Annotated in this window: 12 protein-coding genes; 3 read left to right on the top strand and 9 right to left on the bottom strand. The window is 70.5% G+C overall.

Annotated features, from left to right (window positions below; genetic code table 11):
* Positions 1-261: 261 nt before the first annotated feature.
* From OOK40_RS19025 to OOK40_RS18990, 8 genes are all read right to left on the bottom strand, one after another.
* Positions 262-1194: an LD-carboxypeptidase gene (locus OOK40_RS19025; protein ID WP_266483029.1), complete on the bottom strand. Its 933-nt coding sequence runs from the start codon at positions 1192-1194 to the stop codon at positions 262-264.
* Positions 1191-3206: a prolyl oligopeptidase family serine peptidase gene (locus OOK40_RS19020; protein ID WP_266483026.1), complete on the bottom strand. Its 2016-nt coding sequence runs from the start codon at positions 3204-3206 to the stop codon at positions 1191-1193. Before OOK40_RS19020 ends, OOK40_RS19025 begins: the two co-directional genes overlap by 4 nt.
* Before the next feature lie 12 nt (positions 3207-3218).
* Positions 3219-4553, bottom strand: coding sequence for a M20/M25/M40 family metallo-hydrolase (locus OOK40_RS19015; protein WP_266483024.1), 1335 nt, complete (start codon positions 4551-4553; stop codon positions 3219-3221).
* On the bottom strand, positions 4546-5379 hold the full coding sequence (locus tag OOK40_RS19010; RefSeq protein WP_266483021.1) for a M55 family metallopeptidase: 834 nt from the start codon (positions 5377-5379) through the stop codon (positions 4546-4548). The genes OOK40_RS19015 and OOK40_RS19010 overlap by 8 nt, the downstream gene beginning before the upstream one ends.
* Positions 5380-5522: 143 nt before the next feature.
* Positions 5523-6248, bottom strand: a complete 726-nt coding sequence (locus OOK40_RS19005) for a class I SAM-dependent methyltransferase (protein ID WP_266483018.1) — start codon at positions 6246-6248, stop codon at positions 5523-5525.
* Positions 6249-6375: 127 nt separating this feature from the next.
* Positions 6376-8775 carry a SpoIIE family protein phosphatase gene (locus OOK40_RS19000; RefSeq protein WP_266483015.1) on the bottom strand — a complete coding sequence of 800 codons (2400 nt, stop codon included), beginning with the start codon at positions 8773-8775 and terminating at the stop codon, positions 6376-6378.
* A 121-nt stretch (positions 8776-8896) separates the two neighbouring features.
* The gene (locus OOK40_RS18995; RefSeq protein WP_266483013.1) at positions 8897-11269 is read right to left on the bottom strand and encodes an MFS transporter; all 2373 of its coding nucleotides are present in this window, start codon (positions 11267-11269) and stop codon (positions 8897-8899) included.
* A gap of 266 nt (positions 11270-11535) precedes the next feature.
* Positions 11536-11979: an SRPBCC family protein gene (locus OOK40_RS18990; protein ID WP_266483010.1), complete on the bottom strand. Its 444-nt coding sequence runs from the start codon at positions 11977-11979 to the stop codon at positions 11536-11538.
* 182 nt (positions 11980-12161) lie between these two features.
* Here OOK40_RS18990 and OOK40_RS18985 point away from each other — a divergent pair, with 182 nt between their 5' ends.
* The gene (locus OOK40_RS18985) at positions 12162-13199 is read left to right on the top strand and encodes an Rv2578c family radical SAM protein (protein WP_266483007.1); all 1038 of its coding nucleotides are present in this window, start codon (positions 12162-12164) and stop codon (positions 13197-13199) included.
* A 145-nt stretch (positions 13200-13344) separates the two neighbouring features.
* Positions 13345-13866 carry a GNAT family N-acetyltransferase gene (locus OOK40_RS18980; RefSeq protein ID WP_266483005.1) on the top strand — a complete coding sequence of 174 codons (522 nt, stop codon included), beginning with the start codon at positions 13345-13347 and terminating at the stop codon, positions 13864-13866.
* A gap of 160 nt (positions 13867-14026) precedes the next feature.
* On the opposite strand, the gene OOK40_RS18975 is transcribed toward OOK40_RS18980, so the two are convergent.
* Positions 14027-14593, bottom strand: coding sequence for an adenylosuccinate lyase (locus tag OOK40_RS18975; protein ID WP_266483003.1), 567 nt, complete (start codon positions 14591-14593; stop codon positions 14027-14029).
* Positions 14594-14937: 344 nt separating this feature from the next.
* On the opposite strand from OOK40_RS18975, the gene OOK40_RS18970 reads away from it, so the two are divergent.
* Positions 14938-16719 (top strand): 3-hydroxyacyl-CoA dehydrogenase family protein, encoded by a 1782-nt coding sequence (locus tag OOK40_RS18970; protein WP_266483000.1) that lies wholly within the window; start codon positions 14938-14940, stop codon positions 16717-16719.
* The last annotated feature ends 31 nt before the right edge of the window (positions 16720-16750 follow it).

The following is a 16750-nucleotide window of genomic DNA, read 5'->3' as shown; positions in this document are numbered from 1 at the left end:
TGCGGCGGGCTTTCCCCACCCGCCCCTTCCCGAACTGGGGGCAAGCCCCCAGACCCCAACGGGGCTTCGCCCCGGACCCCATATGCGACCTTCGGCCGCATGTCCTCAAACGCCGGACGGGCTGAATATGCGGCCCTGCCGCACAATCCAGCCCCGCCGGCGTTTGAGGCGCGGAGAGGTTGGGGGTCCCCCCGGACGGAGTCTGGGGGAGGGCGGGGAGGGGAAAGCCCGCCGCAGGCGCACCCCCGCACCCCCTACCCCTCACCGCAGCGCCGGCTCGTCCAGCGTCAGTGTGCGCGCCTCCGCGTCCAGCACCGCTGCCACCCCGAACGGCATCGTCAGCGCCGGCGCCCCGTGCCCGAAGCCCAGGTGCTCCACGACCGGCACGCCCAGGCCGCCGAGCCGGTCCAGCAGCACCGCCCGTAGCTTCTCGTACGGACCGCACTCCTCCCACGATCCGAGAGCGACGCCCGCGACGCCCTCCAGCCATCCGGAGCGCAGCAGTTGGGTGAGGATCCGGTCGAGCCGGTAGTCCTCCTCGCCCACGTCCTCGATCAGCAGCAGACCGCCGCGGGCCGACGGCCGGGCGTGCGGGGTTCCGAGTTCTGCCGCGAGCAGGCTCACACAGCCGCCCAGGGTGACGCCCCGGGCCCGGCCGGGGACCATGGTGCGGGCGGTCTCGAGGCCCAGGGTGCGTACCGACTCGGGCTCGAAGAGCGTGGCGCGCAGCGACTCCCGGGTGCGTTCGTCCTTGAGGAAGGTGAGCGCGCCGGCCATCGGCCCGTGCAGTGTGGCCAGGCCCGCCCGGACGGCGAAGGCCTCATGGAGTGCGGTGACATCGCTGTAGCCGATGAAGATCTTGGGACCGGCCGCGCGCATCGCACTCCAGTCGAGCAGGTCGACCACGCGCTGCGCGCCGTATCCGCCGCGTGCGCAGATCACCGCCGAGACCGACGGATCGCACCACGCCCGGGTCAGATCACGGGCGCGGTCCTCGTCGGTCCCGGCGAGATACGGGAGCCGCAGGTGCCGGTCCCGGACGTGTGGCATCACGACGGGATCCAGGTCCCAGCCGCGAAGGATCTCCAGGCCCGCTTCGAGCCGGTCGCCGGGGACGGGACCGCTGGTGGACACGACGGCGACCTTGGCCCCGGGCCTCAGTCGCTCCGGCCGGGTCAGGGGCCTGAGGGTCACTTCTTCAGCTCCAGCAGCGGGACATCGGGGCGGACGATGCGGAAGGTCTGGGCGTAGAGGGACAGTTCGGACTCGAGCGCACGGACCATGGTGTCGGCCCGGCGGAAGCCGTGGCCCTCACCCTCGAAGGCGATGTAGGCGTGCGGGATGCCGCGGCCCGCCATCTGCGCCAGGAAACGTTCGCTCTGCACCGGCGGGCAGATCACGTCGTCGAGCCCCTGGAGCAGCAGGAACGGCACGCCGATGCGGTCGGTGTGCTGGAGTGGGGAGCGCTCGCGGTAACGGCCGGGCACCTCGTCGGGCGGGCCGATCAGCGACTCCAGATACCGCGACTCGAAGTCGTGGGTCTCGCCGTCCGCCCAGCTCACCAGGTCCAGAACTGGATAGATGATGGTGCCGCAGGCGTAGATGCCGGTGGTGGCGAGGGAGGCCGCGGTGGTCCAGCCGCCGGCGCTGCCACCGCGGATGGCCAGGCGCGCGGGATCCGCCGTGCCCTCGGCGGCCAGGGTCTCGGCGACGGCCGCGCAGTCCTCGACATCGACGACGCCCCACTGCTCGCGCAGCCGTTCGCGGTACTCGCGGCCGTACCCGGTGGAGCCGCCGTAGTTGACCACGGCGACGCCGATGCCGCGCGAGGTGAAGTAGGCGATCTCCAGATTGAGGACGAGCGGTACATGACCAGTGGGGCCACCGTGCGCCGCCACCACGAAGGGCGGCAGTTCGTCGTCGGGAGCGATCCGGTCGGGGCTGTGGGGCGGGTAGATGTGGGCGTGGATCTCGCGGTTGTCGGGGCCGGTGAAGGTGCGGATCTGCGGCTCCGGGTAGTACACCGGGTCCACCGGGTCGTCGTGCGCCGAGCCGATGACCCGGGTCCGCCCGGTGCGGGTGTCGAGCTCCACAACCTCGTACGCGCTGCGCGGGCTGGCCGCGACTCCGATGACCCGGTCTCCGTGCACGGCGAGGGTGGACGCCCACTCGGTCCAGGGCCCCGCGGCGTCGACGAGCTCACCGGTCTCCGGGTCGAGCAGCCCGAGGGCGGTGGTGCCCTTGCCGTGGATGACGGCGATCAGTCCGTTCTCCAGCGGGTGGAACCACTTGAGGCCGATCTTCCACAGAGGCCCGCCGAATTCCTCCCCGCGGCCGGGGCACAGGCCGGTGCCCGGCACGAAGCCCGGCCCCGCGCCCGGCCGGAGCGCGTCCGGCCGGACCCTGTGCAGCTCCCACCAGTTGCTCACGTCGGAGACGAAGAGGAGCGAGCCGTCCGGGGCCCAGTCGACCTGGCACACCGATTCGTCCGTGTCTCCGACGACCGGCCGGACCTCGCCGAAGGGACCGTCGTCGCTCACCTCGCCGAGCATGACGACGGTGGCGTCCCAGGGCATCTGCGGATGGTTCCAGGCGATCCAGGCGGCGTGCCGCCCGTCCGGTGAGAGCCGCGGCCCGGTGACGAAGCGGTGCCGGTCGTCGCAGAGTTCCCGTACCGCCGCACGGTCCATTGCCGCCGAGCCGTCCAGGGGCACGGCCGCGATCACCCGGCGCACGTCGGTGGGTCCCTCGCCGGTGAACTCCTCCAGCACGCACCAGACTTCGCCGCGCTCCGGGAGGAGCTGGGGGTCGGCCCAGCGCAGTCCGCCGCCGACCGGGGACAGGGGGGTGAGCGGGCGCGGGGCGGCCTCCGGTGCGTCCGGCTCGTACGCGTACAGCCGCTGGTCGGGGAAGTGCACGAAGACGACGAGGGGCCCGCCGTCGGGGCGCCGGGCTCCGGCCCAGGGGTGCCCGCCGTACTCGATGACCCTGCTGCGTACATTCCACGGGGCAGGGAGCACCGACTCCTCCGCGCCGTCGGCCCGTCGGCGCACCAGGGCACGTCTGCCGCCCTCGGTGGGGCGCGGCGCGGTCCACCACACCTCGTCGCCGATCATGCCGAGGAACTCAGGTCGCCCGTCGTGCGAGGCGGCGAGTGCCGCGTCGATCGGCGACGGCCAGGTTCCGTAGGCTCCCGTGGGTACCATGACCGACTCCCCCTATGCGGACCGCAGATAGTGGTCGAGAACCTTGACCCCGAAGTGCAGCGCCTCGACCGGGACGCGCTCGTCGACCCCGTGGAACATGGCCGCGTAGTCGAAGCCGACGGGGAGCTTCAGCGGCGAGAATCCGTACCCGGTGATGCCGAGGCGGGAGAACTGCTTGGCGTCGGTGCCGCCCGGGGTGCAGTACGGCACGACATGGCCGTCCGGGTCGAAGAGTTCGACGGCCGCGCGCATTTTGGTGTACGCCGGGGAGTCGAGGGGTGACTGCAGTGCCACCTCGCGGTGGTGGAACTCCCAGTCGACGTCCGGACCGGTCAGCCGGTCGAGGGTGTCCTTGAACTCGTCCTCGCCGCCGGGCACCATCCGCCCGTCGACATAGGCGGTCGCGTGTCCCGGGATCACATTGAGCTTGTAACCGGCTTCGAGCATCGTCGGGTTGGCGCTGTTGCGGACGGTGGGCTCGACCAGGGCGGCGGCCCGGCCGAGCTTGGCGATCAGCGCGTCGGCGTCGAAGCCGTCCGCCTCGACATCGACGTCGATGCCGTGCAGCCGGGCGAGCTCGGCCAGCGCGGCCCGTACGGTCGGGGTGAGCCGCAGCGGCCACTCGTACTCGCCGATCCGCGTGATGGCCGCGGCCAGCCGGGTCACCGCGTTGGCGCGGTTGATCTTGGAGCCGTGTCCGGCCGTGCCGTGCGCGGTGAGCTTGAGCCATGCCGTGCCGCGCTCACCGGCGCCGATCGGGTAGAGCGTCATCCCGGGTCCGGCGTGGAAGCTGAAGGCCCCGGATTCGCTGATTCCTTCCGTACACCCCTCGAAGAGGCCGGGGTGGTGGTCGGCGAGGAAGCCCGAGCCGTCGACCGCGCTGGCCTCCTCGTCGGCGGTGTACGCGATCACGATGTCGCGCCGGGGCCTGATTCCGGCCCGCGCCCAAGCCCGGACGACCGCGAGGATCATCGCGTCCATGTTCTTCATGTCGACCGCGCCGCGGCCCCATACGACGCCGTCGCGGATCTCCCCGGAGAAGGGGTGCACGGCCCAGTCGACGGGTTCGGCGGGCACCACGTCCAGATGGCCGTGGACGAGCAGGGCGTCGGCGGAGGGGTCGGTTCCCTCGATCCGGGCGACGACATTGGTGCGCCCCGGGGTGCGCTCCAGCAGGGTGGGCTCAAGTCCGGCACCGGCGAGGCGCTCGGCGGCGTACTCGGCGGCGGGCCGCTCCTGGCAGTCGCCGCCGCCTTTGTTGGTGGTGTCGATCCGGATCAGCTCGGAGGTGAAGGTAACCACCTCGTCGAGCGCTTGACAGTCGATGGGCGTTGTCACGTCAGCCATACTGCTCCTCCACTGCCGCCGATACGATCGTCGTGACCGCTTTAAAGGTACGAATGCCCTCAAACATCGTCTCGCTGGTGTACGCGACCCTGCGCTCACCGCTGCCCGCGACTCCCGGCACGACGGTGGCCGCGGCAGCGAGATGTTCCGCGTCGAACTCCAGCTCCACGGTGAACGGGCCGCCGCGCACCGGCTCGTCGCGTCCGGCCAGGGCCGTCGCCTCCTTGGCCGCCGCGCGGATGTCGGACGCGGTCCGGCCCGGCGTGCGGCACACCGCCGCATAGCGGGACACGTAATCCTTCACCGCGACCTTCCTGGCCTCGGGCGCATAACCGTCGGCGTCCACGCAGGTCAGATCGTCTCCGGTGACGAGCACCACCGGCACGCCGTACTCCGCGACCACATGCGCGTTGAGCAGCCCCTCGCTCGCTCGCATGCCGTTCAGCCACACGCCCGTGATCGAGTTGGCGAGATAGGTGTGCGCGAGCACACCCTCGGTGCCCGCGCCCGTGTGGTACCCGACGAAGGCGATGGCGTCCACGTCGCCGTGCTGCACACCCTCGACCATCGACAGCGACTTGTGCTTGCCGGTGAGCATCTCGACCCGGTCGTCCAGCCGCTCCAGCAGCAGATTGCGCATGGACCAGTGCGCTTCGTTGATGAGCACGTCGTCGGCGCCACCGTCGTAGAAACCGAGTGCCGCGGCGTTCACGTCCGAGGTGAACATGGCCCGGCAGCGCTCCCACTGGGGCGTGCCGGGCAACACGTCGGCAGGCCAGGTCACACCAGTGGCGCCTTCCATGTCGGCGCTGATGAGGATCTTCACGGCATCACGGTACGCGTCGTTCAACAACCGGGCCAGGACTGATGGACGTGCCAGTGGTCCGGTCGACGGAGGCCCGGTCGCCGATCCCCCGGCTACTTTCGCTTCGGCGGGACGAGGGTGCGCGGGAAGAGGGCGGTGCGGCGCTACCCGTTCCGCCCGACGATCAGCCACTTCGAGGGGAGTTCGATCCGGGAGCCGTCCGCCGCGTACTCCGTTGTCGTCAGGGGCAGGTCACCGCTCGCGAGCACGTCGAGACCGGCGGTACGGAACAACTCGGCCACTTCCGCGTCGGCCACCGCTCCGGGCACGATGCCGTGCTTGAAGACCGGCTGGAGCTTCGGCGGCGGGCCTGAGGGCAATTTCGCGAGGCCCATCAGCTTCTGGCCGGCCGCCTCGGCGAGTTCCACCACGAAGGCGCGTCCGCGCTCGCCCACGAGTGTGGCGATGGTGTCGACCAGCGGCTGACGGTCCTCGGGGTCGCACTGGTGCAGGACACCGCGCATATAGACGTTGGCGTCGCCCAGTTCCGTATGCAGCTGCGCCACCTGGTCCCCGTCCACGGCGTCGATCACCCGGAACAGCGCATCGCCTTGTTTGTCCTGCCTCCTGGCGAGTTCGATCGCGGCGGACGACAGGTCGACGCCGAGCACCTTCGGGAAGCGGTCGGCCAGGAAGAGCGTCTGGGTGCCGTTGCCGCAGCCCAGGTCGAGGAGCGTCAGCCCGGGATGGTCCACATGCGGTTCGTAGAGCGCGAGATGCAGTCCCGCGGTCAGCGCCGGCTCCGCGTCCCAGAAGACCGATCCGGGCTCCCCGGAGACCTCGCTCCAAAAGCCTTCCCAGGCGTTCTTGTACCGACTCGTCACGCTCATGACCAGCTCCCCAGGGGTATGACACAGCGTCAAGATCGGTCTACCGCTCCCGGGTTGCGGCGACAAGCACCCCGCCTATTCCTTCACGTGGCGTTCGAGCGACGGGCCTGGTGCCTCTCGCAATCGCCTACGGCAGCGCCAGCTCGAACCAGACCGTCTTGCCCTCGGTCGTGCGGCTCGTGCCCCACTCCCGCGCCAGGCTGCTCACCAACCGCAGTCCGCGCCCGAGCTCGTCGGCCGGGCGCGCGTCCAGCATGGCCGGCAGGTTGTGGTCCTCGTCGGCCACCTCGCACAGCAGGGATCCCGCCCGGACGAGGCGAAGCTCCGCGCTCCGGCCGCTCGCGTGCCGTATCGCATTGGTGACGACTTCGCTGACCAGCAGTTCCACGGTCTCGGTCAGCTCCGCGAGCCCCCAGGAGCGCAGCTGCCCGAGGACCAGGCGCCGTGCCCTGGCCGCCTCGCGCGGTTCACGGGACAGTTCCCAGACAGCCACGTCCTCGGGATCGATGCCGTTCAGCCGGGCCATCAGCAGAGCCACGTCGTCCTTGCGTCCGCCGCGAGTGTTCAGGGAGCGGATGATGGTGTCGCAGGCGTCGTCCATGGAGGCCGCGGGGTGCGCGGCCGACTCACAGAGCGTCGCGAGCCCGACGCCGATGTCCTCGCCCCGCACCTCCACCAGGCCGTCCGTGCACATCACCAGGCGGTCGCCGGGCGCCACCGGCACGCGGACGCATCGGAAGGGCACTCCGCCGACACCGATCGGCGCTCCGGTCGGCAGGTCGAGGAGTTCGCTGCGCCCGTCGGCCGCGCGGACGATCACGGGCGGTACATGGCCCGCGTTCGCCATCTGCAGCTCATTGCCGATCGGGTCGTACACCGCGTACAGACAGGTCGCGAGATAGTGCTCGCCCAGGCGCTGCGCCAGGTCGTCGAGATTGCGCAGCAGCTGCTCGGGCGGCAGATCCAGCGCGGCCATGGTCTGCACGGCCGTACGCAACTGGCCCATCATCGCGGCCGAGTTGAGGCCGTGGCCCATCACATCGCCGACCACCAGCGCCGTACGCGAGCCGGGCAGCTTGATGGAGTCGAACCAGTCGCCGCCGACCCGGCCGAGCAGGGTGCCCGGCAGATAGCGGGTGGCCGTGTCGCATCCGGCCATCCGCGGGGTCACTTGCGGCAGCATCGAGTCCTGGAGCGTCTCGGCGACATTCTCCTGGTAGGTGTACATCCGGGCGTTGTCGAGGACGAGCCCGGCGCGCGCGGCCAGTTCCGCCCCCGTGACGCGGTCCATGTCGTTGAACAGGGCGCGCTCGGGGTGGCGCAGCAGAATCATGAAGCCGAGCACCACATTGCGCGCCTTCAGCGGAACGACCAGCATGGAACGTCCGCTGATGAGTGGCCGTATGTCACGCTTCTCGAACTGCGAGGCGATGGCCGTGCCCATCTGCTCGCTGATACGCGGCACCAGGACCGGGTCGCCGGTGGTCATGCACTGGAAGAACGGGGTGTGTTCGGGAAACGGCATGGATTCGCCGACCGGCACCACATCGTCCCAGCGGCCCGGCTCGTCCACATGCTCGACCGCGACGCGGTGCCACATCGTCGTCGCGTCGGGCGGTCCGTCCGGGAAGCCCTCACCCGCGATGACCTGTTCGCGCAGATAGGTGCCCGCGACATCCGTGAAGCGCGGCACGACGGCGGCGCTGACCTCCTGGATCGTGCGGGCGAGGTCGAGGGACGAGCCGATGCGGCCGCTCACCTCGTTGAGGAATTCCAGCCGTTCACGCACCGCGGCGTATTCGAGGTCCTGCTCGAGATCGGCCGTGTCCACCGCCCGGCCCGCGGCGGCCGCGGCTTCGGCGGCCTCCTGCCGTGCCTTGCGTTCCGCGCGGCGGGGCACTCCCCAGTCGGGTGTGACCGGCACCCGATCGTGATGGCTGAACTCGAGCACCGGATAGCCCAGATCGAGGACCTGGGAGACGATCCGGGTCGACTCCTGGACGCTCATGCTCGGCAGAATCTCCGGGAGCCTGCGCGCCAGTTCGTCGGAGCCGGGGAACTCGGTGTGCAGGGCGAAACCCGGAGCTATCCGCTCGACGCTCTGGTCCTCGCCCACGAACTGCGCGGCGTCCGCGGCCAGTACGAGCAGCCGCTCCTCGCCGGGGCCGACCATGGGATACGCCCACCACAGCACATCGACCCGCTCGCGTCCCGGCTCGGCGAGCCGGGCCCTGCCCGCCGCCGGATAGGAGGTGAGGCCGTTCAGGGAAGCGTCGAGTCCGGGGCCGAGGCCGCCATAGCCGTCGTACGAGTCGTACTCACCCTCGGCGGCCAGCGCTCCGGTGACCGGGAGCAGATCGACGGCGAGCCTGCCCACCGCCTCCTCCCTGGTGGGACCTAACAGCCGCCGCGCACCGGTCGACCAGTGCGAGACCAGGCCGTCGCCGTCCACGACGACCACGGCAAGCGGAATCCGGCCGGCCACGGCGTACTGCTGTGGCGGTGTCGGCGGAACACCACTGTCCATGGGTGGGAGGCTCCTTCCCCGCCGCAGTTCCTGCGGCCTTACCCCACGGTACGGCCCCGCGCACGCCCTGCGCCGGGCAACGGCGGAATAGGTTGTGCGCCCGCTCGCAACTGACGACGGATCAGTCCTCGTGTCCCAGCTGGAGATCGCGCTCGGTGCGCCCCCCGCCCGCGACCTGCAGGACTGTGGCGACCGGCGGGTAACCTGCGGCGATGACCGTGTACTCGCCCGAGGACAGGTCGACGAATCGGAAGGTGCCGTCGGGGCCCGTGGTGAGGGTGTCCACCACATTGCCCGCCACGTCGAGCAGAGTGACCCGGGCATCCTCGACCGGCCGCCCGCCACCGGCCCGTACCGTGCCCTTGAGCACCGCACCCCCCGCCAGCTCGACGTCCTGCCTCGTCTCGCGGGACGCCTGGACGCTAACGGGGAGCGCGGCGGGACGGAAGGCGGGGGCGCTCGCCGCGAGGGTGTACTCCCCCGCCACCAAGTCCGTGAACTGATAGCCGCCTTCGCGGCCGCTGCGGGTCGAGGCGACGACATCGCCGCGTACGTCGGTGAGCGTGACGGCCGCGTCCCGCACGGGTGAGCCGTCAGCGGTGACGACGGTCCCGGCGAGGCGTCCGGCACCGCCGAGGACCACATCGAGCTCAACGGGCCGGTCGCCGACGGTGACAGTGACCGCCTGCGGCTGATGCCCGCCCGCTGCCGCGATCATCACGTACGAGCCGGAGCCCGGCACGCTCAGCGCGTACCGCCCGTCCTCGCCGCTCGCCCCGCGCCCGATCTGGCTCCCGTACACGTCGATCAGGGTCAGGGCTGCGCGCGGGACGCCGCTTCCGTCGTGGTGCTGGACGGTTCCGCAGACCGGCACGCCGGAGGTGTACGCGGGCGCGGTGCGGGCCTTGGGCACGGACGCGGTTTCGGCGGAGGCGATGTGGGACACCAGCGGTTTCTCCTTGAGGAAGAAGGCGATGAACAGGCCGAGCGCGAGCACCGGCACGAGTAAGAGGAAGATCCGCGGCATCGCGTCTGCGTAGGCCTGGACATAGCCGTCGCGCAGGGCGGGCGGCAGGGCATGGACGAGCTCGGGAGTGATGGACTGCGGGTCCGGCAGGTCGGCGCCGGCCGGGAGGCGGTCGGCGAGGGCGCGGGTGAGGCGGTCGGCGAAGAGGGTGCCGAAGACGGCGGCGCCGACACTGCCGCCGATCTGCCGGAAGTAGTTGCCGGCGCTGGTGGCGGTGCCGAGGTCGGCGGGCGGTACGGAGTTCTGCACGGCCAGGATCAGTACCGGCATCACCAGTCCGATGCCCACACCGAGCACGGCCTGCCCGATGCTGTGGTCCAGCCGCGGGGTGTCCCTGTCCAGGCGGGACAGCAGCCACATCCCGACGACCGAGACCGCGCTGCCGAGGACCGGATAGATCTTGTAGCGGCCGGTACGGGTGATGAGCCGGCCCGACACGATCGAGGCGACGACGATGCCGCCCATCATGGGCAGCATGAGCAGCCCGGACTCGGTGGCGCTGACGCCGTCGACCATCTGGAGGAGAGTCGGCAGATAACTGGCCACGCCGAAGAGCGCGACGCCGACGACCGCGCCGACGAGGCTGGTGACAGTGAAGACCGAGTCGCGGAACAGCCGCAGCGGGATGATCGGTTCGGGGGCGTAGTTCTCAACGACGATGAAGAGCAGGGTGCATCCCGCCGCCCCGGCCGCCAGTCCCAGGATGACGCGCGAGCCCCACGCGTACTGAGTGCCGCCCCAACTGGTCAGCAGAACAAGGAAGGTGGAGGCGGCGGTGAGGAACAGGGCACCGAGGACGTCGAGCCGGCCGCGTGCCGCGGGCTTCGGGAGCTTCAGCACCGCGGTGATCACGAGCAGGGTGACCAGGCCGAGGGGCACGTTGAAGTAGAAGCACCAGCGCCAGGAGACATGGTCGGTGAAGTAGCCGCCGAGCAGGGGTCCCGCGACGGAGGCGAGTCCGTAGGCGGCGCCGATGAGTCCCATGAAGCGGCCGCGCGCTCGGGCCGGGACGATGTCCGCGATGATCGCCTGCACGCCGATCATGAGGCCGCCGGCGCCGATGCCCTGGATGGCGCGGAAGGCGATGAGCTGGTCCATGCTGCGCGACCGGCCGGCAAGTGCGGAGCCGATGACGAAGACGACGATCGCGAACTGGAAGACGCCTTTGCGGCCGAAGAGGTCGCCGAGCTTGCCGTAGAGGGGCAGGCCGATGGTGGCGGTGAGGAGATAGGCGGTGATCGCCCACGGCATCCGTTCCAGGCCGTGGAGCTCGCCGACGATCTTCGGCAGGGCGGTGGCGACGATCATCTGCTCCAGCGCGGCGAGGAGCATCGCGAGCATCAGGCCGGTGAAGACGAGGCGTACGCGGCGGGGGCTGAGAGCGGTGCTCTCGGCAGGTCCGGGGGGTGGCGGCGGGGCCGCGGCCGGAGCGGCCTGTTCGTCCTTCACCAGAGTGATCCCGCCCACGTCAACTGCTCCCCTCGTCGCGACTGCGCGGCGTAATTCTTCGCATTACACGCCAACGGGGAGCAAGCGGGACGTTATTGAGAACGAGGGCGCGTCGTGGGCCCAACTCGCCCTGGCGGGGCGCACGTCGGGCGCTCATCAGGGGCTTTCCCGCGACCCGTGGCGCGCGGGCGCATCACGGAGCCGCGGGGAAAACCACTCGAAACGGTGAGAGTTGGAGTCGATTCCTTCTCGGCTGCTTCTCGACTCTTCTCGGCTCTTCTCGGCTACTTCTCGACCTCGGCGGCCAGCTTGGCGAGCACCGCGTCGTAAATGCGCCCAAGTCCCTTGGGGGCGAAGGTCCTTTCGAAGAATCCGCCGATGCCGCCCGCGCCGTTCCAGACACTGCTGACGACGACCTTGGACCGGCCCTCACCCGCCGGGGTGACCGTCCAGGTGGTGACCATAGAGGAGTTGCGGTCCTTCTCGACCAGCTGACCGTCGGTCGGCTCGGTCACTTCGAGGAGGCAGTCACGGATGCGCTTGCTGGTCGCCTGGAGCTTCCAGTGGACGAGGGTGCCCTCACCGTCGCCGCCCTCGCGGACCTCGTACTCACTGAAGTGTTCGGGCAGGAGCTTCGCGCGGGTGTTCTCATAGTCGGCCAGCGCGTCGAACACCTTCTCCGCGTCCGCCGAGATGATCCGTTCCGTGGTGGCCTCGACCTGCGCCATTCCTGTTCCTCCAGCACTTCGTTCTTCGGGGGTGACCGCTAGCCAATCACCTCGCATGCGGCCGCCCAAATCCGCCTCGGGTCCGGTTCGGGTCCAGCCCGGATCCGGTTCAGGGAACAGGGTTGCGGTGATCAAGGGAACAAGTGTTCTATTCTGTGGTCAGTGCTACCGAGGAGGCGTCCATGCGCTGGGACAATCTGGTCGAGAACCCCCGGGCGGCCGGGGACACCGCGCTCTTCGCGACGTCGGCGGTGACCACCCGAACCTTCGACACACCCGAATTTCGCGGCATCACCTTTCATGAGATCCGCGCCCGGTCGATCCTGAACCGGGTGCCGGGCGCCTCACGCATGCCGTTCGAGTGGACCGTCAACCCGTATCGGGGCTGCACGCACGCGTGCGTCTACTGCTTCGCCCGCAAGACCCACAGCTATCTGGACCTCGACACCGGGCTCGACTTCGACTCCCAGATCGTCGTGAAGATCAACGCGCCGGAGCTGCTGCGCCGGCAGCTCGCGTCCCGGCAGTGGCAGGGCGCGCATGTCGCAATGGGGACGAACGTCGACTGCTACCAGCGGGCAGAGGGCCGCTACCGGCTGATGCCCGGCATCATCGCCGCCCTGCGCGACCACGCGAATCCCTTCTCGATCCTCACCAAGGGCACGCTGATCCTGCGCGATCTGGAGCTGCTGCGGCAGGCGGCCGAGGTGACCGAGGTGGGCATCTCCGTCTCCGTCGGCTTCACCGACCGCGAACTGTGGCGCACGGTCGAGCCCGGCACGCCCTCGCCCGAGCGCCGCCTCGACGTGGTGCGCACGCTCACCGACAACGGCATCGGCTGCGGGGTGCTGATGGCGCCGGTCATCCCGTTCCTGGGCGACCACCCGGACCAATTGCGCGCCACGGTCCGGGCGATCGCCGCGTCGGGGGCGACATCGGTGACCCCACTCGTGCTCCATCTGCGGCCCGGCGCACGTGAGTGGTTCATGGCCTGGGTGGCGCAGCATCATCCGCATCTGGTGCAGCGCTACGAGCGGCTGTACGCGGAGGGGGCGTACGCGCCGAAGTGGTACCAGCGCCGGATCACGCGCCATGTCCATGAGCTGGCCACGGAGTTCGGGATAGGCCCGGCGGACCGGGGCATGCCCCGGCGCATTCCGGTGCCGCAGGAGCCGGATCCGGCGATTCTTCCGCAGCCGGAGCAGCTGACGCTGCTCTGATCAGGGTTGTCAGTGGCGTACGCAAGGATGGACGCATGACTTCGCGACTCACCCGTGTACATGCCCCTGAAGGCGTCGCCCCCGGCACCGGATACAGCCATGTCGTCCGGGCGACCTACTTCGTCCTCGTCGGGGAGAGCGAGTGATGGACGTCCGGGTGCGGGACATGACGCTGGAGGACGTCGAGGCCGTCGCGACGGTCCGGGTGCGCGGCTGGCAGTTCGCCTACGACGGGCTGATGCCGGCGTCGTATCTCGACGCGATGAGCGTGGAGGAGGACGCGGCGCGGCGCCGCGAATTCCTCACCAAGGGCGGCGGCGTGATGACCAATGTGGTCGCCGAGCAGGACGGCGAGGTTCGCGGCTGGGGCTGCTTCGGACCGAGCAGGGACGAGGGCCAGCCGCCCGGGGTGTCCGAGCTCTACGCGATATACGTGCTGCCGGACCGGGTCTCCACGGGGGTGGGACGGGCGCTGATGGACGAGCTGACGGGGCGGGCCGAGGGGGACGGTTTCGAGCGGATGCTGCTGTGGGTCCTGAAGGAGAACGACCGCGCCCGCCGCTTCTACGGCAAGGCGGGCTTCGCACCGGACGGCGCGGAGGAGCGGTTCGAGGTGGCGGGCGTCGAGGTCCCGGAAGTGCGGTACGCCCGGCGGCTCAACGGCTAGGCCGTTGCCGGGGTTGTCCCCCACCCCGCCCCTTCCCTGAACTGGGGGCAAGCCCCCGGACCCCCGACGGGGCTTCGCCCCGGACCCCGTATGCGACCTTCGGCCCCCCGGTTACGGGAAGGGGCGGGGTGGGGAAAGCCCGCCGCAGGCGCCGCGCGCGTCAGGCCAGCCGCGCCAGCGCCGCCTCCGCCGCCGCCGTCAGACGCGGATGCGCCCGCGCCGACCTGAGTATCTCCCCCGCCCGCTTGTCGCCCAGCGCGCCCAGCCCCTCGACGCACGCGAGCGCCAGCCTCCAGTGCGGGTCGCCCGGGGCCAGCCTGCGCCGCAGGACCGTGATCAGGGCCGGTACGGACTCGGGTGCCCTCAAGCGCGTGAGCAGGCGTACGGGGAGCAGCGCATAGGCGACCCGCAGCTCGTTCGTGGCGAGGGCTGCCGCGGCACGCGGCGTGCGGGGGTCGGCCAGCCGGGACAGGGCGTGCGCGGCCGAGACACAGCGATCGGGGTCGCGGTGGTTGAGGAGCAGGACCAGGGCCTCGAAGGCCCGCCCGTCCCCAGCGCAGCCGAGCCGGAAGGCGGCCATTTCGCGCGCCCACAGGGGCCTTTCCTGTCCCGTGAGGACGCCCGCGAGCTCCTCCCGGTCCTCGGTCGTCAGCAGTCTTTCGTATGCCACCGAGCCGCCCGACTCGCCCCGAAGCCGCTGCGCCAGTACCCGTAACTCCTCATCCATGGCGGCCAGGGTAGCGGCGCGGCGTCGGCGATCCAGATCACATTGCCTCACCCCTGGCGCGCTCGTTACTCGCGAGTTAATCTCAAGTGAGCGGGTAACCCCCGCACAGCTCACGGTGGCCTGGTGACGCAGCCGCCGCGAGTGTTTGTCGGTTCGGCAGTTCCTGCACGACGTACGACGCGACTCCGGGACAGAGTCCGTCGACCCGCACCACGACACGTATGTCATCCGGTGCGGCGAATTCTCCGTGCGCCCCGCGCCCCTTGGCGTTCCGCCCGCGTTCTCGCCCGCGCTCCGCCTGCGCGCTCCCCTCATCAGTCGTCACTCATCCCTGGAGTCCCCCGATGGACACCCCTCTCCACACCATTGCCGTCGTCGGCCTCGGCACCATGGGCACCGGCATCGCCGAGGTCCTTGCCCGCGCCGGACGCGAGGTCATCGGCATCGACATCAGCGACGCCGCCGCCCGCCGGGCCGTCACCGCCCTGGAGGCCTCCACCGCCCGCGCCGTCGAGCGCGAGCGGATGACCGAGGAGGAGCGCCGGAACACCCTCGCCCGTTTCCGCACCTTCTCCGATCTGCAGGCCGCCGCCGATGCGGACCTCGTGATCGAGGTCGTGTCCGAGTCGTACGAGGCCAAGCAGCAGGTCTTCCGCGCCCTGGACGCAGTCGTCCGCCCCGGCACCATCCTCGCGACCGGCACCAACGCGCTGTCGGTGACCCGGCTCGCCGCCGACTCCGAGCACCCCGAGCGCGTGCTCGGCCTGCACTTCTTCAACCCGGCCCCGGCGATGAAGCTGGTCGAGGTCGTCTCCTCGGTGCTGACCGCTCCGGCCGCCGTCGAAGCGGTCACCGTGCTCGCCCGTGAGCTCGGCAAGGAGCCCGTCGCGGTCGGCGACCGGCCCGGTTTTGTCGCCGACGGGCTGCTGTTCGGCTATCTCAACCAGGCTGCAGCGATGTACGAGGCCAAGTACGCCTCACGCGAGGACATCGACGCCGCGATGAAGCTCGGCTGCGGACTGCCGATGGGCCCCCTCGCGCTGCTCGACCTGATCGGCATCGACACGGCCCGTACCGTGCTGGACGCGATGTACGCCGAGTCCCGCGACCGGCTGCACGCTCCCGCACCCATCCTCAAGCAGCTCAGCGAGGCGGGCCTGACCGGCCGCAAGTCGGGCCGCGGCTTCTACACCTATGCCGCGCCGGGCACCGGAGACGTGGTGCCGGACGCGCTCACCCCGCAGCCGTCGGCCGAGGCGTCGGGCGGCCGCGAGGTCAGCGCCGTCGGCGTCGCCGGTTCCGGCACGATGGCGAGCGGCATCGCCGAGGTCTTCGCCAAGGCCGGTTACGACGTGGTGCTCGCCGCCCGCGGTCTGGAGAAGGCCGAGACCGCCAAGTTCCGTATCGCCAAGTCGCTTTCGCGCTCCGTCGACAAGGGCCGGATGACGGCCGAGGCGCGCGAGGAGACGCTCGCGAGGATCACCCCGGCCGGTTCGCTCGATGCCTTCGCCGAAGTCGACCTCGCCGTCGAGGCGGTCGCCGAGGACCTGGAGATCAAGCAGCAGCTCTTCGCCACCCTGGACAAGATCTGCAAGGCGGGCGCGGTGCTCGCCACCACCACCTCCTCGCTGCCCGTCGTCGCCTGCGCCCGCGCCACCTCGCGCCCGCAGGACGTCATCGGAATGCACTTCTTCAACCCGGCCCCGGCGATGAAGCTGGTCGAGGTGGTCCGTACGGTCCTCACCTCCGACGACGTCCACGCCACGGTCCGCGAGGTCACCACGAAGATCAGGAAGCACCCGGTGGACTGCGGCGACCGGGCCGGTTTCATCGTGAACGCCCTGCTCTTCCCGTACCTCAACAACGCGATCAAGATGGTCCAGGAGCACTACGCCACCCTGGACGACATCGACACCGCGATGAGGCTGGGCGGCGGCTATCCGATGGGCCCCTTCGAGCTGCTCGACGTGGTCGGGCTCGATGTCTCGCTCGCCATCGAGAAGGTGCTGCACCGCGAGTTCCGCGACCCGGGCCTGGCCCCGGCGCCGCTGCTGGAGCACCTGGTGGCCGCGGGCTGCCTCGGCCGCAAGACGGGGCGTGGTTTCCGCGAATATGCCCGGCGCTGATCGCGAAGCGGGCTGGGGCGGGCTGCTCGAT

Source organism: Streptomyces sp. NBC_01481, assembly GCF_026339995.1.
Taxonomy (GTDB): domain Bacteria; phylum Actinomycetota; class Actinomycetes; order Streptomycetales; family Streptomycetaceae; genus Streptomyces.
The sequence above is the reverse complement of the archived record's forward strand: the minus strand, read 5'-3'. Positions and strand labels throughout refer to the sequence as shown.

Coding starts and splice junctions, on each gene's coding strand:
- OOK40_RS19020 (WP_266483026.1), bottom strand. CDS start 3,206: ATGGTACCCACGGGAGCCTACGGAACCTGGCCGTCGCCGATCGACGCG.
- OOK40_RS19015 (WP_266483024.1), bottom strand. CDS start 4,553: ATGGCTGACGTGACAACGCCCATCGACTGTCAAGCGCTCGACGAGGTG.
- OOK40_RS19005 (WP_266483018.1), bottom strand. CDS start 6,248: ATGAGCGTGACGAGTCGGTACAAGAACGCCTGGGAAGGCTTTTGGAGC.
- OOK40_RS19000 (WP_266483015.1), bottom strand. CDS start 8,775: ATGGACAGTGGTGTTCCGCCGACACCGCCACAGCAGTACGCCGTGGCC.
- OOK40_RS18990 (WP_266483010.1), bottom strand. CDS start 11,979: ATGGCGCAGGTCGAGGCCACCACGGAACGGATCATCTCGGCGGACGCG.
- OOK40_RS18985 (WP_266483007.1), top strand. CDS start 12,162: ATGCGCTGGGACAATCTGGTCGAGAACCCCCGGGCGGCCGGGGACACC.
- OOK40_RS18980 (WP_266483005.1), top strand. CDS start 13,345: ATGGACGTCCGGGTGCGGGACATGACGCTGGAGGACGTCGAGGCCGTC.
- OOK40_RS18975 (WP_266483003.1), bottom strand. CDS start 14,593: ATGGATGAGGAGTTACGGGTACTGGCGCAGCGGCTTCGGGGCGAGTCG.
- OOK40_RS18970 (WP_266483000.1), top strand. CDS start 14,938: ATGGACACCCCTCTCCACACCATTGCCGTCGTCGGCCTCGGCACCATG.